23 protein-coding genes are annotated in these 22,032 nt (G+C 62.3%); 13 read left to right on the plus strand and 10 right to left on the minus strand.

The window, feature by feature from the left end; all coding sequences use genetic code 11:
- Positions 1-49: 49 nt before the first annotated feature.
- Positions 50-619: a CDP-alcohol phosphatidyltransferase family protein gene (locus tag C7S18_RS21765; protein WP_106893556.1), complete on the minus strand. Its 570-nt coding sequence runs from the start codon at positions 617-619 to the stop codon at positions 50-52.
- A gap of 14 nt (positions 620-633) precedes the next feature.
- Positions 634-1,695, minus strand: a complete 1,062-nt coding sequence (locus tag C7S18_RS21770) for a DUF2066 domain-containing protein (RefSeq protein ID WP_106893557.1) — start codon at positions 1,693-1,695, stop codon at positions 634-636.
- Positions 1,696-1,962: 267 nt separating this feature from the next.
- On the opposite strand from C7S18_RS21770, the gene purM reads away from it, so the two are divergent.
- Together purM and purN are read left to right on the plus strand one after the other, a co-directional pair.
- Complete coding sequence (purM, locus tag C7S18_RS21775; protein WP_106894138.1) at positions 1,963-2,997, plus strand: phosphoribosylformylglycinamidine cyclo-ligase; 1,035 nt, start codon at positions 1,963-1,965, stop codon at positions 2,995-2,997.
- A 9-nt stretch (positions 2,998-3,006) separates the two neighbouring features.
- Entirely contained in the window at positions 3,007-3,585 is a 579-nt protein-coding gene (gene purN, locus C7S18_RS21780; RefSeq protein WP_106893558.1) for a phosphoribosylglycinamide formyltransferase, read from the plus strand.
- 239 nt (positions 3,586-3,824) lie between these two features.
- Here purN and C7S18_RS21785 read toward each other — a convergent pair whose 3' ends face one another.
- The gene (locus tag C7S18_RS21785; protein WP_106893559.1) at positions 3,825-4,748 is read right to left on the minus strand and encodes a right-handed parallel beta-helix repeat-containing protein; all 924 of its coding nucleotides are present in this window, start codon (positions 4,746-4,748) and stop codon (positions 3,825-3,827) included.
- A 285-nt stretch (positions 4,749-5,033) separates the two neighbouring features.
- Here C7S18_RS21785 and C7S18_RS21790 point away from each other — a divergent pair, with 285 nt between their 5' ends.
- Entirely contained in the window at positions 5,034-6,728 is a 1,695-nt protein-coding gene (locus C7S18_RS21790; RefSeq protein WP_240623942.1) for an AMP-binding protein, read from the plus strand.
- 77 nt (positions 6,729-6,805) lie between these two features.
- Here C7S18_RS21790 and rsmI read toward each other — a convergent pair whose 3' ends face one another.
- Positions 6,806-7,648, minus strand: coding sequence for a 16S rRNA (cytidine(1402)-2'-O)-methyltransferase (gene rsmI / locus C7S18_RS21795; protein ID WP_106893561.1), 843 nt, complete (start codon positions 7,646-7,648; stop codon positions 6,806-6,808).
- 72 nt (positions 7,649-7,720) lie between these two features.
- Here rsmI and C7S18_RS21800 point away from each other — a divergent pair, with 72 nt between their 5' ends.
- From C7S18_RS21800 to C7S18_RS21820, 5 genes are read left to right on the plus strand one after another with little or no spacing between them, the layout of a single operon-like run.
- The gene (locus C7S18_RS21800; protein WP_106893562.1) at positions 7,721-9,520 is read left to right on the plus strand and encodes a penicillin-binding protein activator; all 1,800 of its coding nucleotides are present in this window, start codon (positions 7,721-7,723) and stop codon (positions 9,518-9,520) included.
- The gene (locus C7S18_RS21805) at positions 9,517-9,882 is read left to right on the plus strand and encodes a YraN family protein (protein ID WP_106893563.1); all 366 of its coding nucleotides are present in this window, start codon (positions 9,517-9,519) and stop codon (positions 9,880-9,882) included. The genes C7S18_RS21800 and C7S18_RS21805 overlap by 4 nt, the downstream gene beginning before the upstream one ends.
- Positions 9,866-11,290 (plus strand): FAD-binding oxidoreductase, encoded by a 1,425-nt coding sequence (locus C7S18_RS21810; RefSeq protein WP_106893564.1) that lies wholly within the window; start codon positions 9,866-9,868, stop codon positions 11,288-11,290. Before C7S18_RS21805 ends, C7S18_RS21810 begins: the two co-directional genes overlap by 17 nt.
- 51 nt (positions 11,291-11,341) lie before the next feature.
- The gene (locus C7S18_RS21815) at positions 11,342-11,833 is read left to right on the plus strand and encodes a hypothetical protein (RefSeq protein ID WP_146152065.1); all 492 of its coding nucleotides are present in this window, start codon (positions 11,342-11,344) and stop codon (positions 11,831-11,833) included.
- Positions 11,834-11,837: 4 nt separating this feature from the next.
- Positions 11,838-12,767, plus strand: a complete 930-nt coding sequence (locus C7S18_RS21820; protein WP_106893566.1) for a nucleoside hydrolase — start codon at positions 11,838-11,840, stop codon at positions 12,765-12,767.
- Here C7S18_RS21820 and plsY read toward each other — a convergent pair whose 3' ends face one another.
- Positions 12,768-13,421 carry a glycerol-3-phosphate 1-O-acyltransferase PlsY gene (gene plsY, locus C7S18_RS21825; protein ID WP_106893567.1) on the minus strand — a complete coding sequence of 218 codons (654 nt, stop codon included), beginning with the start codon at positions 13,419-13,421 and terminating at the stop codon, positions 12,768-12,770. It abuts the gene before it with no gap.
- Positions 13,418-15,244 (minus strand): DegV family protein, encoded by a 1,827-nt coding sequence (locus C7S18_RS21830; protein WP_106893568.1) that lies wholly within the window; start codon positions 15,242-15,244, stop codon positions 13,418-13,420. The genes plsY and C7S18_RS21830 overlap by 4 nt, the downstream gene beginning before the upstream one ends.
- 157 nt (positions 15,245-15,401) lie before the next feature.
- Here C7S18_RS21830 and C7S18_RS21835 point away from each other — a divergent pair, with 157 nt between their 5' ends.
- From C7S18_RS21835 to C7S18_RS24755, 5 genes are all read left to right on the plus strand, one after another.
- Positions 15,402-15,683, plus strand: a complete 282-nt coding sequence (locus C7S18_RS21835; RefSeq protein WP_106893569.1) for a hypothetical protein — start codon at positions 15,402-15,404, stop codon at positions 15,681-15,683.
- Between the two features lie 12 nt (positions 15,684-15,695).
- The gene (locus C7S18_RS21840; RefSeq protein ID WP_106893570.1) at positions 15,696-16,106 is read left to right on the plus strand and encodes a GFA family protein; all 411 of its coding nucleotides are present in this window, start codon (positions 15,696-15,698) and stop codon (positions 16,104-16,106) included.
- 110 nt (positions 16,107-16,216) lie between these two features.
- Complete coding sequence (locus C7S18_RS21845; RefSeq protein WP_106894139.1) at positions 16,217-16,753, plus strand: GNAT family N-acetyltransferase; 537 nt, start codon at positions 16,217-16,219, stop codon at positions 16,751-16,753.
- 115 nt (positions 16,754-16,868) lie between these two features.
- On the plus strand, positions 16,869-17,762 hold the full coding sequence (locus C7S18_RS21850; protein ID WP_170113425.1) for a DUF4440 domain-containing protein: 894 nt from the start codon (positions 16,869-16,871) through the stop codon (positions 17,760-17,762).
- Positions 17,763-17,892: 130 nt separating this feature from the next.
- Entirely contained in the window at positions 17,893-19,566 is a 1,674-nt protein-coding gene (locus C7S18_RS24755) for a hypothetical protein (protein ID WP_206207940.1), read from the plus strand.
- A gap of 143 nt (positions 19,567-19,709) precedes the next feature.
- Here the strand turns inward: C7S18_RS24755 and C7S18_RS21860 are convergent, their stop codons facing one another.
- From C7S18_RS21860 to lptM, 4 genes are read right to left on the minus strand one after another with little or no spacing between them, the layout of a single operon-like run.
- Positions 19,710-20,318, minus strand: coding sequence for a tyrosine-protein phosphatase (locus C7S18_RS21860; protein ID WP_106893572.1), 609 nt, complete (start codon positions 20,316-20,318; stop codon positions 19,710-19,712).
- The gene (locus C7S18_RS21865; protein WP_106893573.1) at positions 20,315-20,989 is read right to left on the minus strand and encodes a DUF484 family protein; all 675 of its coding nucleotides are present in this window, start codon (positions 20,987-20,989) and stop codon (positions 20,315-20,317) included. Before C7S18_RS21865 ends, C7S18_RS21860 begins: the two co-directional genes overlap by 4 nt.
- Complete coding sequence (gene dapF / locus C7S18_RS21870; protein ID WP_106893574.1) at positions 20,982-21,812, minus strand: diaminopimelate epimerase; 831 nt, start codon at positions 21,810-21,812, stop codon at positions 20,982-20,984. The genes C7S18_RS21865 and dapF overlap by 8 nt, the downstream gene beginning before the upstream one ends.
- Positions 21,809-21,964 carry an LPS translocon maturation chaperone LptM gene (gene lptM, locus C7S18_RS24635; RefSeq protein WP_170113426.1) on the minus strand — a complete coding sequence of 52 codons (156 nt, stop codon included), beginning with the start codon at positions 21,962-21,964 and terminating at the stop codon, positions 21,809-21,811. The genes dapF and lptM overlap by 4 nt, the downstream gene beginning before the upstream one ends.
- Between the last annotated feature and the right edge of the window lie 68 nt (positions 21,965-22,032).

The raw sequence follows: 22,032 nt of genomic DNA on the forward strand, positions 1-22,032 counted from the left end.
CAGGTCTCCAGGTTGGGCCAGTGTCGCACCAACAGTTGTAATAGCTAGATTATTGTCCGGGCTTCCCGCGCCGACGCGGCCATTCCTGGCGCGCCCGCTCGGCAAAGCGAAGCACATAATCGGCGCTGCTCGCGAGTGCCAGGCTCGCACTGATCCATGACATCCAAAGCAACGATCGGTCAGCGACCGGGGTCAGGCCAAGGTCCACGAGCACAAAGGCAAGGTAGGACAGCAACGCGAAGACCGCACTGCGCCCCAGGACACTCGGTTCAGGCTTCAGTTGACCAACCAGCGCCACGTACGCGAGCGTGCCGAGCGCCAGCAGCAGATCGCGCCCAAGGGCAACCGCCAAGAACCACAACGGCACCGCGCCCGCCTGCCAAAGGCTCAGCAACACCGACAAACTCAGCAACTTGTCGGCGGCCGGATCCAGCCAGGCGCCTAGTGCGCTCTGCCACTCAAAGCGCTTCGCCAAAAACCCGTCGAGCAAATCGCTTGTGCCGGCAATCGCCAACACCACCAACGCCAGACCAAAACGCTGTGTACTGATCAGCAACGCGATTGGCAGCGCCGAGATGAGTCTCAGCCCGCTCAGCAGATTGGGCAGATGCCGGAGCATGTTCAGCAGATCGGTCAGTGTTGCAACTCAAGCGCATACAGAGCCGGCTTGCCCGCTTCGACCGGCAGCTCCAGCAGGCTGAGTTGTTGATCAAATTTGAGCAGCTGTTTGAACCGCTTCGGACCGGCCTGTACCGTCATGGCGAGCCAAGCGCGGTCACCATCGGCGCCCAGCACTTGCAGGTCGCGGATCACCTCAAGTTTCCGCAGATATCCGAGTGCGCGGGCGTAGTCAGCGCCCGATCGAACCTCGGTCAGCCACAGGCTGGTCAGGCCCATTGCCGGCTCGGAGCTGTCAAACGCGTAGCGCCGCGCGAGGCGGTCGGCAGCGCCATCCATGCCATAACTGAGCAGCGGGCCCGAACTCGCGTCGACCGCACTCCATTCCTCATATTGCGAGCCCTGGATCAGTGCATACTGCGCCGACCACTGCTCGCCAGTCCGGCGTAGGCGGACCAGCAGACTCGTTTGGATCCCGTATCGACCGCTGGCGCCCACCACGGTTTTCAGCGGGGCATCCCACAGTGTGACCGGGTCGACCCGACCTTGATCCACGCTGTCCATATTGGGCAACTGCACGATCAGGCCACGCTCTTCGGCGCGACCCGTCAGCGCACCCAAAGCCTGAACTTGTGACGCCGATGCAATCTGTTTGCGGGTCCCATCGTCGACCACGAGCCAGACCATCATCGCCGGACGATTCTCGGGCCAGATCGGACGCCCCAGGTTGGTCAGAACCCGGCGCACTGCCTCGGGATCAAACCGGACCCGCAACACATTGCGGACTTCAGGCTGACCAAGCGCATTGGTGACGACCTGCTGGCGCGGCTCGGACGACACGGTCCATTGTTCCAGCTGCGACAGCAACGGCTCGACCTCGGCTGCACTGGCAATCGACACATCGCCGGATGCTTTGACCAGCATGCGTCGAAACGCTGAGCGAATGCCCTGGTCGCGATCGCGAGCGTCCTCGCTCAGCACAGGCGCGTCCGCTTCGTAAATCGCGACGACTTCGGCGCGCAGCGGCAGAGACAGCATCAGCAGAGCAAGCAGGGGCGAAATCAGACGTCGCAGCATGCGGGATTCCAACGATCGGGAGTCACCATGATACCCGCAGCCAGCGTGAGGCGGGCTTGCGAGCCAGGCAAAAACGCGGATTGGCGCGACGCGGCGGCGGCAACTGGCTCCAAACTGAAGGTTGTGGCAACGGAATCAACTACTTGCGTGATCGCGAATGGCTCCAGTCGCACCGTCGAAGTCTGGCAATCCAAGGGCGTCCGTGCGCGTTACCGCGGGCCTTGGGCCGCACTGATAAACTGTGCGCTTTCGTTTCGGGCCCTGATCATGACGCAAGGTTTGACCTATCGAGATGCAGGTGTCGACATCGACGCTGGCGAGGCAGTCGTTGATCGCATCAAGCCGTTGGTGGCCCGCACGTTTCGCAAGGAGGTCCTGTCCGGCCTCGGCGGATTCGGCGCCCTGTTCGAACTTGCCGGTCGTTATCGCGACCCGGTGCTCGTATCGGGCACCGATGGCGTCGGCACCAAGCTGAAGCTCGCGCAGCAACTGAATCGGCATGACAGCATCGGCATCGACCTGGTCGCAATGTGCGTCAACGACGTGCTGGTGCAAGGTGCTGAGCCGCTGTTCTTCCTCGACTACTTCGCAACGGGCAAGCTGCAGGTCGATACGGCCGTCAGCGTGATCGCAGGCATCGCCAAGGGCTGTGAGCTGTCTGGCTGCGCCCTGATTGGCGGCGAAACGGCGGAAATGCCCGACATGTACCCGCCGGGCGAATACGACCTTGCTGGCTTCTGTGTGGGTGCGGTCGAAAAGGCCAATCTGCTGACCGGCGATCGCGTGCAGGCGGGCGACGTGATTTTGGGAATCGAATCGAGCGGCCCCCATTCGAATGGGTATTCGTTGATTCGCCGCATCATCAAACACGTCGACGCCGATCTGGCCATGCCATTTGGCAGCGGGTCCCTGGCGGATGCACTGATGCAGCCGACAACCATCTATGTGAAGCCCATCCTTGCATTGATGCAGGAGCGTCCGGCGCATGCGCTGGCGCATATCACCGGCGGTGGTCTGAAAGAGAACATTATCCGTGTCGTACCGGACGGGCTTGGCCTCGATATCGATGCGGCGAGCCTCAAATTGCCGCCGGTGTTTCAGTGGTTGCAGGAAGCGGGTGCCGTGGCCGATGCCGAGATGTGGCGCACGTTCAATTGCGGAATCGGCTTTACGTTGCTGTTGGATGCAAACGATGTGACGTCGACGCAAGCCTGGTTGCAGGCGCGCGGCCTCGCGTCACGCGTCATCGGCGAGGTCGTCGCTCGCGACGGCACCGATGACGAACGCGTCCGCATTGACTGAGCCCGAAGCGTGTTTCGCGTTGTAGTTTTGGCATCGGGTCGCGGCAGCAATCTCGAAGCGTTGATTCGCGCCCGGGCAGCGGGCTTGCTGCCGATCAACCTGGTGGCAGTGTTTTCGGATCGAGCCAAAGCCGGTGCACTGGAAATCGCGCGAGCAGCGGGCATTACTGCACAGTTCGTCAATCCACGTGATTTCGACAGCCGTGAGGCCTTCGATCAGGCCATGTTTGCGGCGGTCGACGGCCACGCGCCGGATTTGATCGTGCTGGCCGGATTCATGCGCATACTGAGTCCATCGGTGGTGGCGTTGCGGGCCGGGCGCATGATCAACATTCATCCGTCCTTGCTACCGAAATACCCGGGCCTGCATACACATCAGCGGGCCTTGGACGCTGGCGACGTTGAACACGGCGCCAGCGTGCACTACGTCATTCCCGATCTGGATGCCGGCCCGATCCTCGCGCAGACGCGTATCCCCATTGTGCCGGGCGATTCGCCCGAGTCACTTGCGGCCCGATTGTTGCCCAAAGAGCATGCATTGCTCGTGTCGGTTGTGGCCGATTTGGCCGCACAGGCCGCCCGGACCTAGGGTCGTGTTTCCGAAATAAATCGAAGTCTATTTGGAAGCATGTCGAGCCCAGGCCATGCGCAAGGCGGAGACGTCGTCGCAACTCAGGCGGCGACGCACCAAGCGGCGAGGGTTCGGTTGGCGACAAACCTGCTCGCGCGAATTGCCGAACACGACACTGGTGTCTGCGTCATTGCAATACACGCCGCAGGCGGGGCTCTCCCGCCTGAGCATTGGTGGAGCTGGCCATCCTGATCGGCTTACTGCGTGGCTTCGGTCACCGTGAAACCGCCATTCAGTCCATTACCGGTGATGCGGTTGCCCGTCAAACTGATGATTTGGCCCAGATTGGTCGTGACCAGCCCAGAGCCATTCTGTGAAATGGTGCTATTGCCGACCCGGACACTGGAGTTGGTACCGGCAACGGACAAGCCCGACCCTGGAAAATCGACAATGTGGACGTTTTCGATAGCGCCGGTAATGACATCTGTGGACTCAATCAGCACGACGCCATTGAAATCGCCCCCATTGATGACGCTGTTTCGCAGATCGAACTTGGCCGGGCCCTTCATGCGAAGTCCCGACTTCGACGCGATCAAGTTGCTGCCGTCGACCAGCAGATATACCGACGCTGGAGATGTGGGTTGAACCCGGATCAGGGCCTCGGTCGACAAATTGCCAGCGCGGCGCAGTACCGAATTGAGCACGAACACTTTGCTGGCAGAGACGGTTGGCGCGATATCGATTGCAAAATCCACAAAGTCGTTGATCACGCAATGATCAACCGTCAGGCTCCCGGCGCTCAGCAACCGGATGCCACTCAGGCCCGTGCCAATGCCATCAAACTTCAGATTGCGCAACACCACGTTGTCGGTGGCAGCCGCATTGATGACGACGCCGTTGGTCCCCGACACGAGAATGCCCGCAACACCGCCATCCGCCTCAATGGTGATGGACTTGGTAATCGTCACCGCGCCGAAACCACCCGGGTCCAGCGTATTGATCACGCCGCCTGCTGCGGTCTTGGAGATCGCGCCAGCGAACGTTTTGCAGGGGGCGGTACGGGAGCAAGGGTTGGCGTCGTCGCCGACTCCGGACACCCAGGTTCTGGTGGCCTGCGCAGAAGCTGACACCGCGAAAGCGGTCAGCAAAAGGAATAGCGCCGAGCGAAACAAAGTAGACATGGCATTCTCCCGAAGTGAGCCTCCAGCTTGCCACAAGTGCCCCAAAATGTGAACTAATTCGCACTTTCGATGCCGGCACTGGTACGTGCTACCGATTTGCTCGCCGTGCCACGACACCAACAGTCGGCGACCTTGCGACCGTGGGGCCCTTACCGGACACCAATACGCCCGGGTCGACAAATCCTTGATCCGCCTCGCACCGGAATCGGTCATGATGGCACCGACATTCAGGCGCCAGCCCCAATCAGGCGCCAGGCTGGCACCGTCCCGCTAAGGAGACCAGGCATGGACAACAGACCAAAGCGAACTGCGCGTGAGGCGATGACGGCCCTGCCCTCTGTGCTGACGCAGGCCACCTTCACCAACATTGCCACCGAGGCGATTCAGGCCGAGCGGTCGCTGGGTCAGGTCCTGCTTGATGTCTGTCGGCGGCGTGCCGACCAAGTCGCACTTTCCAGTCTGGGTCGGGACTTCAGCTATGGCGAACTCGCGGACCAAAGTGCGTGTCTGGCCGCCTATCTTCGGCACCACTTGAAACTTCCAGTTGGTTCGCGAGTCGCGTTGATGCTGCCGAACCTGCTCAATTTCCCGATCACCATGCTGGCGGTGATCCGCGCCGACTTGGTTCTTGTGCCGGTCAATCCGTTGTACACCGCCCGCGAGCTTGCGCATCAGTTGAAGGACGCTGGCGCCGAAGTCTTGATCGTTCTGGAGCAGTTTGCAGAAGTCGTTGCCGCGGCCTTGCCGGGCACAGCGGTCACGCAGGTGATTGTGTGCGCGGTCGGCGACCTGATGCCCTGGCCGAAATCGATGCTCATGAATCTGGTCGTGCGTCATGTCAAGAAACAGGTGCCTCCCTATCGTTTACCGAATGCCGTTCGCTGGGCCGAGGCCATCCGGATCGGACGGTCGCTCCCCGTTCCCGACAGTCACGCCAAAGCCTGCGACACCATGCAGTTGCAATACACCGGTGGCACCACCGGGCTCAGCAAAGGCGCCACGCTCAGCCACAACGCCTTGCTCGCCAATGCCGCCGGACTTGAGCAATGGATGGGGCCGCTGTTGCAAGCGGGTCGGGTGAGTCTGATCGCGTTGCCGGTCTATCACATTGCTGCGTATTCGAATCTATTGATCATTCTGTTGCACGGCGTTCGCGGTGTGCTACTGCCGAATGCGCGCGATCTTCCCGCTTTGGTCGCCGCGTACGCGCGCTATCGGCCTGATGTGTTCGCTGGGGTTAACACGCTGTTCGATGCCATCTTGAACAATGCCCAGTTTCAACAATGCGATCACTCAAATCTGAAGCTCAGCATTCAAGGGGGCACGGCGCTGCGGCGCGCGACCGCCGAGCGTTGGCGGGCGTTGACGGGTTGTCGGATCTCCGAGATGTATGGCCTCAGCGAAACCAGTGCTGGCATTACCGGCAACCGGTGGGATGCCGATAATCCAACGGGTTCGATTGGCTTAACGCTGCCTGGTATCGAGGCGAGCATCCGGAACGAAGCGGGCGAGGTGTTGCCGGTGGGCGAGGTCGGCGAGCTGTGCGTGCGGGGCGCCGCGCTATTTACCGACTATTGGCAGCATCCGGACGAGACCGCCAAAGCGCATTTTGACGACGGCTGGTTTCGGACGGGCGACATTGGGCGCCAAGACGCTGCGGGCTATCTGTACATCCTGGATCGTCGCAAGGACATGATCCTGGTGTCTGGCTTCAATGTCTTTCCGAACGAGATTGAAGATGTTGTGGCGTTGCATCCCGGTGTGCTGGAGGCGGCCGCTGTCGCTGTGCCCGACGACAAGACCGGCGAGGCCATCAAGCTGGTCGTAGTGCGGCGTGATCCGGCGTTGGACGAGGACAGCATCCGTGCCCATTGCCGCGCGCAACTGACCGGTTATAAGCAACCCAAGTCGATCGAGTTTCGGGACAGCCTGCCGAAATCGGCGGTCGGTAAAGTCTTGCGCCGCGAGTTACGGGCGTGAGCCAGTGCAGGCCAGACCGCACGAGATCGTCGCTGACAGATTGGCTTTTGCAACGCGCCGCGAATGTGCGGGCGCGTTCAAGCACCTTTGCTCTGTTGCTGCAGGAAGTCATACAGCGCGTTCTTGCTGAAACCGCTGATCTCAGACGCCAGACGCGCAGCGCGACTCGCTGGTAACTCCTTGGCGAGCGCGGTCGCGAGTTGCTCGGCACGCTGGCGCGCATCCGACTCTTGCTCCGCTCTTGGTCGGCCGGCAAAGAGCACGACGAATTCGCCCAATTGCTGCTCATGGTCGGTCGCCAGGCGGGCGCGAACCGTCGAAATCGGGCCACGAAGGAACGTTTCGTGGCGTTTGGTCAGTTCGCGCGCGAGTACTGTCTGACGATCGCCCAGGGTTAACTCCGCGTCGGCGAGCAGTTCCTCGATACGGTGTTTCGCCTCGAACAGCACCAGCGTATGGTCCAGACTCCTGAGCGCATCCAGTTCGCGTCGACGTTCGCCCGATTTGGCCGACAGAAACCCGACAAACGTGAAGCGATCCGTCGGCAGGCCGGCTGCGGACAAGGCGGCCATGATCGCGCTGGCGCCGGGAATTGGCACCACCGGAATCCCGCGGGCGACAGCCGCTTGTACGAGTCGAAACCCGGGGTCGCTGAGCAGCGGCGTTCCGGCATCACTGATGAGCGCAACGGATTCGCCTGCGGCAATCCGGTCGAGCACGCGCGTCGCCACCTCGGCCTCGTTGTGTTCGTGCACGGCGATCAGGCGCGCCGAGCTCCCGACTTCCGCCAGCAGCGGCGCACTGTGCCGCGTGTCCTCGCAGGCCACGGTGGAAACCTCACGCAGCACGCGCCGGGCGCGCTCGCTCAGGTCTTCGCGGTTTCCGATTGGCGTGGCGACAATAAAAAGACTGGCCTGCATCTTGGCTGGCTCCGCTAAACTCCAAACCTCCACAATAGCGGGAAATTGCCTGTGCCGACGTCTTTGACCCGAATGCCGCGATCGCTCCTGTTGGCAGGCATGCTGCTGGCCCTCGCTGGATGTGGGTCGACGCCCACGCGCCCGGAACCACCGCCCGCGGTCGACCCAGTGGCCGAACAGATCGCCGCCGGCGACTTGCGCGCTGCCGCGATGGCTTACGAGGAACTGGCCCGGAAAGAGCGCAAGCAGCGCATCCATTATCAACTGCTTGCCGCGCGCACGTGGCGTGACGAAGGCGACTTCGTCGAGCTGAAACGCATTCTGGGCGAAATCAAGCTGAAGAAGCTGGTGCCCGCCCAGCGACTCGAGTTCGATTTGCTCAGCGCCGAGTATCTGGTGCACGAACAGGCTTTCGAGCAGGCGCTCGCGTTATTGATCATGCCGGACCTGCCGGCGACCGAACGCGCGCGTCAACTGGAGCTGCAGGCTCGCGCCGAGAGCGGCCTGAACCGTCCGATGGAAGCGGCGCGCACCCGGCTGGCGCTGTCGGCGCTGCTCGATCCCAAAGATCGATCGGGCAACATCGATGAGCTGATGTCGGAGCTCGGCAAGCTGCCCGCCGCGAGTTTGTCGGCCGAGTTGCGGCAGTTGCCGGGTGACGCGCCGATGCGGCCCTACATCGAGGTGATGCTGCAGCGACAAAAACTGATTCCGCCGCGGGCGGCACTGCCGGTCACCGCCGCCATATCGTCCGACCCAAGCAGCGCGGGGGCAGCCTACCGGCCTGTTCAGAAGCTCGCGTTGCTCGTGCCGACGCGAGGCGAGTTTGCCGCCGCCGGCGAGGTGATTCGCGATGGCTTTCTGGCCACGCACTTTGCGCGGAAAGACATCTCCAAGGTGCAAGTGTTTGACACCGGCGCCACGCGAAAATCTGCCCTTGATGCATTTCAGAAAGCGATCGATGCTGGCTTCTCGCACTTTGTCGGTCCGCTTGAGCGTGACCAAGTGGATGCCGTGTTGGCTGCGCGGAAGCCGGGCCAGGCGTTTTTGCTGCTGAATCAGCCGGAGCCGGGGCAGTTGCTCGGGGTCGACACTGACCGCTTTGCGCTGGCCCCCGAGAACGATGGCGCCTCTGCTGCCGAATCGTTGATCGGCAGTGAGCGCCGCCGTTTTGTCGTGATTGGCACCGAGGAGGACTGGTCGCTCCGCGCCGTTGAGGCGTTCCGCGCCCAGGCCGAAGCCATGGGCGCGTCGGTGCTGGCCGCAACGCGAATCAAATCCGGAGCCATAGACTTTGGCAATGAGTTGAAGGCCATTCAGGCCGTATGGGTCCCACCGCCGCCACAAACGCCGACGCCTGCGGCTGATCCGAATGCTGCGTCCGCGCCCGCGGCCGAACCGACCGCACCGCACGATTACGGCATCGACGCGGTCTTCATGGCGGTGCGCGCGCCGGACGCGCGTCTGCTTGTCCCGCAGCTCAAGGTACGCGGGCTCGATGTGCTGCCGCTCGTTGCCGCGCCGCAGATTTTTTCCGGGGCGAATCCAGCGTCCGATGCTGATCTGAACGGCGTCTCGTTCCTGGATGCGCCTTGGGCCCATAACCAGGGCGTGGCCTTGCCGCCGCGCGTCGAACTCGCTGAGCACCTACCCTCCGCACTGCAAAGCCCGCGGTTGTTTGCGTTCGGGATGGATGCCTATGTGTTGTTCAGTTTTCGCGAGTACTTGCGCATGCATCAGGGCAGCTACCTGGATGGCGCCAATGGGCGCCTGCAACTCGATCCACAAGGCCGCGTCCGGCGCGGGCTCAGCTGGTATCGGTTTGTTGAGGGCCAGCCCGAGAGTCAGGAGCTCGCGCCAGCGCGCCCATGATCTCGGCGAAGCGGGCATTTGGCGATCAGGTTGAGGCCGCTGCCGCGGTCATGCTCGGCAAGGCTGGACATCGGATTCTGGCGCGCCAGGCCAATAGTCGATACGGCGAGATCGATCTGATCACGCAGGACGGTGAGGTCATCGTATTCGTGGAGGTGCGCTATCGCGCCGATGATCGCTTTGGCGGTGGCTTGCAGTCGGTCGACCGGCACAAACAGGCGCGTCTGATCAAGGCCGCGCAGGCGTGGGTCGTTCAGCATCCACGCGTGGCGCTGTCGCCGATGCGGTTCGATGTGATCGCGGCACATGGCCCGCTGGCTGCCTTGCAATTCGAGTGGGTCAAAGATGCCTTCCGAACCTGAGTCGCATCTGTCGGCTGATTTTCGCGCCGCACTCTTGCAACTGTTTCCGGGTGATCAGTGCCATGTCGATTTGCCGACGCGCCACGTTTACGGCTACGACAACTCGCGGCGCCTGCAATTGCCCGATGCGGTGTTGATCCCGCGCGAGCAAGGCCATCTTCCCGATCTGGTCCGGTTGTGTCGCCAATATGGCGTGGCGATCGTGCCGCGTGGTCGCGGGACGAATACCACCGGAGCGACGATCCCGATCCAAGGTGGCGTGGTGCTGAGTTTCGAGCGATTGAATCGAATCATCGAAATCAATCCGGATGACCGCCTGGCGGTCGTCGAGCCGGGCGTCCTGAACGGCGATTTGCAATCCGCGCTGAAGCCGCATGGCCTGTTTTGGGCGCCGGATCCGACCAGCGCACCGTTCGCCACGATCGGTGGCAATCTGGCCTGCAACGCGGGTGGCCCGCGCGCCGTGAAGTACGGCGCTTGCCGTGACAATGTGTTGGGCCTTGGTGCCATCGATGGCCACGGACGGGCGCTTCGGCTGGGCACGCGAACGACAAAAGGCGCGACGGGCTATGACTTGATGCGGTTGCTGATCGGCGCCGAGGGCACGCTTGGTCTGATCACCGACGCCACGCTCAAACTACTGCCCCTGCCCAAAGCGTCCGCGCTGTTGCGTGCGCTCTATGCCGATGTCGAGACGGCGGCCGAGGCGGTTACTCGCATCATGCGCGGCAACGTGGTGCCGAGCGCGCTGGAGTTTATGGACGCGACTGCCATCCGTCTGGCCCGCGACATCGGTGGCGCCGCGATTTCGGAATCCGGGGCGATGTTGATGATCGAGTGCGACGGCGAACCCGAGTCCGTGCCCTGGCAACTGGCACGACTGCAAGAGGCGGCGTCGGGACGGGGCCTGCTTGAACTGGTTCAGGCGGATACCGCGTCCGCCACCGATGCTTTGTGGAAGGCTCGCAAAGCGCTGTCGCCGGCACTCAGAACACTGGCGCCGAAAAAGATCAACGAGGACGTGGTCGTGCCGGTGTCGTGTCTGCCGACGTTGGTGCGGGCGACCGAACAATGGTCGGCATCGGCCGGGTTTCCCATCGTGTGCTTTGGTCACGCGGGCAACGGCAACCTCCATGTCAATTTGCTGATCGACCCGGCCAACGCCCGCCATGCCGAAGCGGCCCGCTCGGTGCTCGCCGAGTTGTTCAAAACCGTCATCGCGCTGGGTGGCACCTTGTCCGGCGAACATGGGATTGGGCTGGACAAGCGCGACTTCGTGCCCAGTGCATTCAATGCCGCGACCTTGGAAATGATGTACGACCTGAAGCAGTGGTTGGACCCGGATGGCATCATGAATCCCGGGAAGCTGCTTCCGCCTGCGGACGCGCGGCGACGACGCGCCGATTGACCCGGGAAACCGGCATCTGAAAAGATGCAGGGCCACGCCCTTGATGTCGCCATGCCAACTGACCTGCCCGTCCGACCAAAACCGAAGATCGATCGAATGCGTCGTGGCTGCGTCGGCGTGGTGGTGGTCGGCGGTGTGCTGACGTTGATCGTGCTGGCCATTGTCGCCAGCGTCATCTGGCAGGATGGCGGCGTGTTCTTCAAACGCACCGAGTCGGCCATCCAGGATGGCCGGTCGTTCGGTCAGGAGCGCCTGGATCAGGCTTGTCTCGATGAAACCAAGGCGCGATTGAAGAAAACAACCGGGTTCGCTGATGGCATGCCGCTGCTTGGCTTCTTTCGGGGCTGCACGATGGTGGCAAAGCCCACCGGGCCGTTCTGCGAAGGCGTGCCAATGCCGCTCGAACTGTTTGACTCGGCGGCGTATCAGCAGCAGCAATGCGATGCGCTGGAATTGGGCAAACATCCGGCTTGCAAGCCAGTTTTCAACGAAGTGCAGCAACTCTGTTACCGGCGCTGGCTGGAACAGGAATTCAAGGAATAAGCCTATGGAACCGTGGTTGATCGATACCGATCCGGGCGTCGATGATGCGTTGGCGATTCTCGCCGCGCACCGGCTGCCAAATGTCCGCGTGCTGGCGATGACCATCGCCGCTGGCAATGTCGGGATTGAGCACACGGTCCAGAATGCGCTCAAATTGACGGAAGTCATGGGCGTTGAAACACCCGTCTATGTGGGTGCACCCAAACCGCTGGTGCGGCCAGCCGATGACGCCGCGTTTGTCCACGGTCTGGATGGTTTTGGGGATATTGGCTACCGCCCGTCCAAGCATCTGGCCGAAGCTGAGCACGCGGTGGCAGCGATGATCCGACTCGCGCGGCAGCATGCGGGCAAGCTGAACATGATCATGCTCGGGCCGCTGACCAACTTGGCCCTGGCCCTGTCGCTGGAGCCGGAGCTCCCGAATCTCGTCAAACGGTTGGTGATCATGGGTGGCGCGGTGACGGGCCGTGGCAACACCGAGCGATTGCCGGCGGAGTTCAACACGGGATTCGATGCCGAGGCGGCCCATATTGTGTTTTCGCACTGGCCCAGCTTTGATCTGGTGGACTGGGAAGCGACCATGGCGCACGGCCTGCCGATCGCCGAACTCGACCAGTATCTCGCCGCCGATCACGACTACGCGCGTTTTTACCGCGCCATTTCGAGAAAGACCCGGACCTGGATGAGCAAAGAGCGTCATCCGACGCATTGGTTTGCCGCCGATGCATTGGCGATGGCAGCGGCACTCTGGCCCGAGCACGTGCAGGAGTGGCAGACGCGTGGCTTGAAGGTCGAGCTCGAAGGTCGTCTGAGTCGCGGCGCGACCCTCGTTGACTGGACGGGGCGGATGGGCTGGCCGAAGAACGCGCGCATCATGATGCGCTATTCGCTGCCCGACTTCGGTCGATTCGTGGGGACTGCCCTGGGCGCTTAGCTAAACCGGTGGTCTTGCTGATTGGCGCAGGAGTCGCTTCCAGATTTGCGCTTTGGCAAAGCAGTATTCCTGGCCGTCGCGCATCTTCCGGATATTGCTTCGGTGCGTGAAAACGAGAAAGGCAGCGATGACTGCCGCAGCGATCAGCCAACGCGCGTCGTGATCGGTACGGAAGAACCAAGCCGTGGGAATCAGCGCGATCCCGGCTAGCATCGTCGACAGCCCGACAAAACCGGTCAGGCTCAGGCTGAGCAGCCAGACCAGTAGCACCGGTACGAGCGCAAACGGCCACAGCACCAGCAGCGCGCCAATCATCGTGCCCGCGCCTTTGCCGCCACGAAAGCCGTGAAACGCCGGCCACACGTGACCCAGGATCGCTGCTGCCGAAGCAAGCAACGCCGGGCTCAGTCCGCCCGCATCATCAGCAATGGGCAGACCACCCAGCCACGCTGCCAGCGCACCCTTGCCCACATCGACTAAGACCGTGGCGAGCGCAAACCCAAGCCCCTGAGTCCGGAAGGCATTGGTGCCGCCGGCATTGCCACTGCCTTGGGTGCGGATATCCACACCGCGAAGCCGCCCGACCATCAGCGATCCGGAGACGGAGCCGAGCAGATAGGCGAGCAGAATCTTGCCGAGCCAAAGCGCGCTCATCGCGCCACCGGCGCCTGGTATTCCTGCACGCCAATGACGATCGAACCAGGACCGGTATGGGCGCCAATGCCGGCGCCCGCATCCATCACCCAAGTCCGCTCAATCGGTAAACCCTTGGCAAGCAGCCGGCGGCGAACGAGCTCGGCCTCGTCCTGAACATCGCAATGGCCGATCAAGACGCGCCATTGCTTGGTCGGACAAAGCTTGCGGGCAATGAAATCGGCAAAGCGTTCTGGCAGGCGGCTTTTGCCCCAGAGCCCGGTTTTCAGCCCGACTTTGCCGTCCTTGCGGCCATGGCCGATCGGCGTCACGCGCAACAGTTGCGTCAACGGCAGCGCGTAGGCCGGAGCCCGGCCGCCGCGAACCCCGTAACGCACATCGCGGATCATCGCGTAATAGGTGGTTTTGGCCCGAAGCTCCGTCAACCCGGCGACGATCTCATCGGCACGCCAGCCGGCTTTCGCCGCCTCCGCGGCCCAGATCACCATCAGGCCCTGGCCGCAACTACCCGAGAATGTGTCGACGATCTGGATCCGACTCGGGTCGGTCCGCTGGGCGGCGCTTTCGGCCGACTGCAATGTTCCAGACAACGCGCGCGACAGGCCGACGTAGACCAATTGCTGGTGGTGCGACAACAAGAACTCGAACAAGCGTCGGAAGTCGCCCGGCGGCGGCTGGGAAGTGCGCGGCGGGACGGGGCTCTCACGCACCTCCTGATAGAACTGCTTTGGTGACAGCGAAATTCGATCGAGGTAGTCGCGACCGCCAATGGAAATGCGCACCGGTACGAGGTGGATCTCCAGTTCTTCGAGCGCCTCGGGCGGGACATCTGCGGCCGAATCCGCGACGATCGCAACCTGCTCGCGACTGCTGTGTGCGCTAGCCGCTTGCTGACGCATGTCGTCGGCCTTCTGCGCGCTGACGCGACCGAACTTTTCGGCGGCCTCGAACAACAGGCACGGGTCATCGATGTGCGCATGAATGCGCACCTTCTCGCGCGTGCCAGCGATCACCAGGCTGGAGATCGGCAGCGCCAGCAGCGCCGATTTCAGGGCGCCACGACTGACGTCCTCGCCGCTCAGCACGCATTCGCAGCAGAAGCGGTGCATGTCGGCGCTGTAGGCGCCTGGCGTCGCTTCGACCCCACTGTCACCCAACTGCTCGGTGTCGACCGGCACAATGGCTTTGCGGCCATGTTCGATGAACTCAGCGACGCCCTCCAGCAAATCGACAAAGCCCTTGGCGCCCGCATCGACGACGCCAGCCTGTTTCAGGACCGCCAACTGTTCAGGCGTCCGGCGCAACGCGTCGCGGGCCGATTCCAGTGCCCGGACAAACCCGCCGCGGAAATCGCGGGCCCCGGTCTCGGATTGCTCGCGAAGCCCGACTGCGAATGCCTGTATCACCGACAGAATCGTGCCCTCGCGCGGTTCCGCCATGGCCTCGCGCGCCAGATTGGAGCCTTGTGTCATGGCCCGGGCCAGCGCCTCCAGGCTGATCCGCTTGCTTGGTCCGAGCGATTCCGACATCCCCTGAAAAAACTGCGCCATGATGGCTCCGGAGTTGCCCCGGGCACCATCGATGGCCTCGGCCGCCGCCCGCCGCATGACTTCACCGGCACTGGCCAGCCGGCTGGCTTTGACTCCCTGCAGCACGGCCGCCAGCGTGAACGCCATGTTGGTCCCGGTGTCGCCATCAGGCACGGGGAACACATTGATCCGGTTGGTGTCGTCACGGCGCGCGATGACGCGATGAATGCCGGCGATCAGCGCCCGCCTGGTGCCGTAACCGGAAACTCGCTGAAATGAAAAGGATGCCGCCATGGACCACCGAGCAATGAGCCTCGGAGTGTATGCAGCCCGGACCGGAATCTCTTGTTGCTATGCACAATGGAAAAATCGATACATATGCCATTTGTCACTTGAACCTGAATACCAGCCTGTCAGGATCGCAGGACCTGTCTCTTTTCTCGGGTGTGTCATGAGTCGGCGCTCCTCACTGCTGTTGGCCACTGTCCTGCTGGCGTGTTCGTCGCTCGCAGCGGCGCGTACGACTGTGGTGTCGAATACGCAGGAAAACTGCCCGGGCGCCAATGCTGAGGCCGAAGCCGGCAGCATTGGGATGGAGGCGGCCGGTCTGGATGTGCAGCCTGCCGAAAAGCCGGCACCGGCCCGGCAAAAGGCTTCTGCCAAGCCCGGGCACGGCCTGGGCCGCAGCGCGAAGTCCCGCTGGCGCGCGCTGCTGCCTGGCACGATGCGCTGATCACCGCATCGGATGACCCAATCATCGTTGGCAACGGTGACCGCGCAGTGCCTGTGCGGTGCGGTGAATATTCGTTGCACGTTGCCGAGCCAATGGGTGGCGCACTGCCATTGCAGTCTTTGCCAGCGTGCGCATGGCGCTGGCGTGGTCACGTGGGTCGGGTTTTTGGCAGCGCAAGTCGAGTGGCGCCAGATCGACAGTCTCCGCTGGTATGCGTCCTCGCCGGGCGCCGAGCGTGGTTTTTGTGGGCACTGCGGCAGCCCGATGCTGTTCCGATCCGAACGCTGGCCGGGCGAAGTCCACGTGGCCCGGGCCTTGATTCAAGGCGAACTCGGGCTCGAGCCTCAGGTTCATGTGTTTGTCGAAACCCAAGTGCCTTGGCTCCATCTGGCGGATGATCTGCCCCGCAAGACGCCCGCCTGACGCTGTTGGCGCCGAGGCAGCCCCTATCCAATGTCAGTCGCGTCGGCGCTCCGTCTCTGCTGAAATTGGCGCCGAGGGAATTGCCCCAATCGGTACGCAATCGAGTTGCCATGATCGAGTCTGACACCAGCCTGCGTTTTCGCCCCGCGCACTACGACGATATTCCTGCCATCGTGGCGCTCGTCGAGTCCGCCTATCGGGGCGATGCGTCCCGCATCGGCTGGACCACCGAGGCCGAGTTCCTGGAAGGTCAGCGCACCGATGCGGAGGGCGTGCGCGAGATTCTGGAGCAACCGGATTCGGTCATTCTGTTGGCCGAGCGCGGCAGTGACTTGCTGGCCTGCATCAATGTCCAGCGGCTCCCGACCGCCGGCTACTTCGGGATGTTCTCGGTGCGGCCCAATCTTCAGGGGCAAGGTATTGGCGATGCGTTGCTGAAAGCCGCCGAGGCCATGGCGCGGGACGAGTGGCACCACCAGCGGATGACCATGTCAGTGTTCTCGATCCGCCCGGAGCTGATCGCGTATTACGAACGCCGCGGGTATCGCCGTACCGGCGAAACGAAACCGTTTCCGTATGGTGATGCGCGCTTTGGTCTGCCAAAGCGCGACGATCTGGTGTTCGAGGTATTCGCCAAGGCCCTTTGAGCGCGCACCAACGCTTTATGTTGTGCCCGGCTTGGCCAATCACCCGAGCCGGGTCAGAAGACAACGCGGTCCTGGGCATAATGGCGCCATCACTCGCCACAGCCAGGTCCGACTCATGTTCCGATTGTTTCGTCTCGTTCCATTGTTGCTCCTGCCGCTGTTGGCGCACGCTAAGTCCGATACTGAAGCCGCAGCGACGCTCTTTCAGCATGATCAAACCCTGGGGCAGCAGAATCTGAGTCCTGAGGCAGCCATGGATGCGTTGTTGGCCGATGCGGTCATGGTGCCACTCAGGCGTGCCGGTAGCTTTGCCAAGTCCAAATCTGAAGCCATGCAGGCGCTCATGGCGGGACCGTTGGCAGAGGGGCGATCGATACGCTGGCAACCCGTACGCGTCGGTGTATCGGCTGACGGCAAGCGTGGATTCACGGCCGGATACCAGACCATCACCAAGTCGGACGGAACGGATGCGCGGGGCAAATACTTGGCCTACTGGCAGCGCCAGAAAGACGGCTGGGCGGCTTTTGCGTATCGAATGATTCCGGCGCCCGCCGACGCGCCTTTATTGCAGCGCCTCCCCGACTTCAGCGCGCCGGCCGTTGCTCTGGACGGAGCATCGGCGAGCCTACGCCTTGCGAGTTTGCGTGCCGCCGAACAAGCATTCTCGGACCGCGCCCAAGTGGTTGGTCTAGGTCCCGCGTTTACCGAATTTGGTCGCGATGACGCGTTGAATCTGGGCGGGCCGGCGAATGTTGAGATCGTGGTGGGCGCCAAAGCCATTGGCACCTTGGTTGGAGGCGGTGAACCGGCCACTGGCAGTAGCGTGTACTGGGCGGCTGATGCGGCAGTCGACGTTGCCGATTCCGGCGATCTTGGGGTGACATTTGGCTTTATCCGAATTCATCCGGGTGCAGAGGGCGATGTCAGCAAAATCCCGCCGCCGATTCCGTTCTTTACGGTCTGGGCGCGCACCGATGCCGCGCAAGGTTGGCGTTACATTGCCGAATAGGTTCGGCCGCTGAATCAATCGCAACGGTTCGTTTCGTTGGATGCGTGAATGGCTCCCGCCGTTCACGTGTCCATGACTAAAGGCATACACTCCGTTCAGGCCTCAGTCCGAGGCTTTCACGGGGAAGACGATGCAAACGTTATTGAAGCGATTCACAATGATCGCGGCACTGGCCTTGGGCGGGCTGGGGTTGGCTGCCATGCCAATCAGCGAAGCCGAAGCGCGCGTCACGAAACGAACCATACACAAACCAAAGCGCGGCAAGATCGCCCGGCAACCGCCGCGTGGCGCCAAGCGCGCGCAAGGGTGGAATTTGCGCAAGGGCCTGCGCTGGAAGACCGACCCGAAGTCCCGCACGGCCTTTGCGATCGGCCCCGGCCGGCAGGTGTGGTTTATGGACCCGGACACGGGCTGGGCCTACACCATCGACAAATACGGCTGGGTTTATACCGCCGACCCTTGGTCTGGTGCGGTCTATGCACTGGGCGACTTGAATCATTGGCTGGGTGACTTGCTGTATTTCTTCTCGGCCTGGGATTACAACGACGGCTACTTTTCGGTTCCGAACAACGATTACTACTACGACGTCTACGTCGACAACCGCTACGACGCCTACGATGTCGGACGGGCCTACAACCAGGTCTGGCAGTATCAGGACTACTTCTATTCGCCTACTTTCGTGCAGCAGTACGAGACCTACACGACCGAGTATTACGAGGTCGTGTATCAGGAAACGTATGAAGTCGTAACGTACGAGCAGTACGTGCGGTCTGAGACTTACCAGACCACCTACTCGGAGGAGTATTTCGAAGAAGTCAACGAGGAATACACGGAGGACTTCGAGGAATACTACGACGACAGTTACGTCGCTGACGCCAAGTATCTGGAAACGTATGCCGCAGACCCGGACGACGTTCCGGATTCCTACGCCACGGCCGAGGACGAAGGCGAGGGCGTTTACGCTGAGGAATACGTCGAGGAATCCTCAGAGGAAACCAGCTACGAGGAAGAGACGGTCGTAGAAGACGCGGAGGCCGATGCGGAAGAAGCCGAAGCCGATGCTGCTGCCGCTGAAGCCGACGCTGCTGCCGCCGAAGCCGAAGCCGCTGCGGAAGAAGAAGCTGCCGCCGAAGCTGAAGCTGCTGCGGAAGAAGAAGCGGCTGCCGAAGCCGAAGCCGCTGCGGAAGAAGAAGCTGCCGCCGAAGCCGAAGCCGCTGCGGAAGAAGAAGCAGCTGCTGAAGCGGAAGCTGCCGCCGAAGCTGAAGCCGCTGCGGAAGAAGAAGCTGCCGCCGAAGCTGAAGCTGCTGCGGAAGAAGAAGCTGCCGCCGAAGCTGAAGCTGCTGCGGAAGAAGAAGCGGCTGCCGAAGCCGAAGCCGCTGCGGAAGAAGAAGCAGCTGCTGAAGCGGAAGCTGCCGCCGAAGCTGAAGCCGCTGCGGAAGAAGAAGCGGCTGCCGAAGCCGAAGCCGCTGCGGAAGAAGAAGCTGCCGCCGAAGCCGAAGCCGCTGCCGAAGCCGAAGCTGCTGCCGAAGCCGAAGCTGCTGCCGAAGCCGAAGCTGCTGCCGAAGCCGAAGCTGCTGCCGAAGCCGAAGCTGCTGCCGAAGCCGAAGCTGCTGCGGAAGAAGAAGCGGCTGCCGAAGCGGAAGCCGCCGCCGAAGCCGAAGCTGCGGCTGAGGAAGAAGCGTCGTATGAAGAAGAGGCGGCCTACGACGAGCCCGCCGAGGAAGAATCATACGAGGAGCCGGCTGAGGAAGAATCGTATGAGGAGCCGGCCGAGGAAGAATCGTACGACGAGGAATCGGCGTAGCAACCCATGTTCGGGGTGGCGCAGCACAGGTACCGGCCTGTGCTGCGCGTCGCATCACGGTCGTGAGTTAGGGGCTATCGCTCGCGACCGGCCCGCAGACCTGGTTGGCGCGTCCATCAAGACGCCTGCCGATCGACGTCACGTCAGTGCTTGCCGGACGGCACCAATGGCGTCGTGCTCGCGTTGATTGACGGTGCAGTTGTCGGTGCGGGGCCGGACAGGCCCAGTTCCGCACGCGCAGCGGTCACATCCAGACGTTCCAGATAGCGAATCATGTTGCGCCAGATCGCGTGGTAGTTGTATCCACCTTCGCGCATCTCTGTGATGGCGGCATCGGCTGACCAGCCTTGCACCACCATGCGATAGCTCGCCATTACGGTCCCGGTTCGATCGGCGCCATGTCGGCAATGCAATAGCACGGGCTGGTTGTCCGGATCGATCAGGGACTTCAGTGCCAACATGATTTCATCGTGGTCCACGTCCCAACTTTCGATCGGCGCATGGATGCGTTGCACATTCGGAAGGAGCGCTGGATCGTCTTCCGAATAGCGAAGACTGATCACGCTGCGGACGCCGAGCGCCGACAGTGATGCCTGCGCGCCCGCTTCAGGCTGCGCACTTCGGTAGATGCCGGTGTCGACTTGATGCAGATTCGGCAAGCCAGGCATCGCAATGGGTGTTGCCCATTCGGCCGGGCGCTCGGGAGCCTGCTGCAGCACCAGCGCCAGAATCAATCCGGAAATCATGCTCATGGGCCGAACCTCGACATGGCCGCGGCCACCGCATCGGCGATCAGTTTCAGGAACAGCGTCCCAATGCCGGGATGAAAGCGGTTCTGATCCTTGCTGCCGATAGCCAGAAAACCAAGGTCCTCGATCGGCAACAACGCGGCCGAAAGAGCGCGCTCGGACAAGGCGCCAAACAGGAACTCCAATTTATCTTCATTCAAGCGCCCGCACAGTGGCTCGGCTTGACTCAGGAACTCCGAGAACATACTGAGTCGCGGATCCTGTCGGTCGATCACGTTCAACCACTCGGATTGAAAGCCCGGGTCCCGGTACAGCACCACGCGCACCAGATCGGTGTGAAAGTCTTCCGTCAACGTGGCGACTACCGTAGACAACGTATCGGTCGGTGTATGTGCACGCATCAAACTCAGTGTGAAACTGTGGACGCGCGCGACCAGCTGTTCATTGTCCTGGGCGATTCCCACCAGTTCTTGGAGGCGTCGACTGAGCGCTCGGTTCTTGTCGCGCAACACGTCGAGTTGATAGCTGGCAAGCGACGTGCTGGCGCCCTGATGGCGCGGCAGGCGCAGCGTCAGCGCAAGGTCTGGGAACTCACTGAGGAAGTCCGGATTGCGGCGCAGAAAGCCGGCGACATCCAGTACATCGAGTTCACGGCGCGTAGCAAAATCAGTCATGGTTCCAGATTCCATCAAACACAAATTGTGCGGGTCCACTCATCAGCAAGGTCGATCCAGGTCCGGCCCAGCTGATGTCGAGGTGGCCACCCGGCAGGTCAACGCCAACGGTGGCATCCACCACATCGCGCTGCCTGAGGATAGCGACCGCGGCCGACGCACCGCTGCCGCAAGCTAGAGTTTCGCCTACGCCGCGCTCGAACACCCTGAGTCGAATCGCGGCGCGACTCACCACCTCGGCGAAGCCGACGTTGACCCGATCCGGAAATCGCGGATGGCGCTCAAGCAATGCGCCGAGTGTCGCAACGGGCGCCTGATCGACCGACGGAACGACCACCAGGCAATGGGGATTGCCCATCGACACGGCCCCGATATCGATCGAGCCGTCCGCCAATTCCAACAGATAGTGGGCGGCCGGCTCGTCAGCCATGAACGGAATCTGTGCTGGCGCAAACATCGGCTCGCCGATCGCTGCCCGAATGCGGCCGTCAGCGAGACGTTCGCAGACCATGCGCCCGGCATCGCCATCGATAAGCAGGGGATTGGGTAAGGCCGGATTGTCCCGCCACAGCCACGCCGCTACACAGCGCAGTCCGTTGCCGCATTGACCCGCGACGCTGCCGTCCTGATTCAGAATCCGATAGCGCGCGGCGGCGCCGTCCGTGCCAGCGTGAATGGTAATCAGTTGATCGCAGCCAACGCCAAAGTGCCGATCGGCAATCTGCTCAGCGAGTTCGGCCGACCAATCGACCGGCTGGCTTCGGGCATCGATGATCACGAAATCGTTGCCGATTCCATGCATCTTGGTAAAGCGAATGCTCATTCCGTCGCCGCAGGGTTGTTCTCTGGCGCCGGCGCATCCGGGTGGCGAAGTTCGCCGGACTGCCCGCACGCCGACAGCACCAGGCAAAGTACCAGCAAGCTCGTGAGCCGACGCCCTTGGCGGCGGATCTTGGTCATCAAGATCTGATTCAAGCCATCACTCCTTAATTGAAATGCAAGACCAATGCCGAGCCGAGTCGGCGCTTGCGTCAGCCAACAGA

Origin of the sequence: Ahniella affigens (assembly GCF_003015185.1) — a bacterium.
Classification (GTDB): Bacteria; Pseudomonadota; Gammaproteobacteria; order Xanthomonadales; family Ahniellaceae; genus Ahniella; species Ahniella affigens.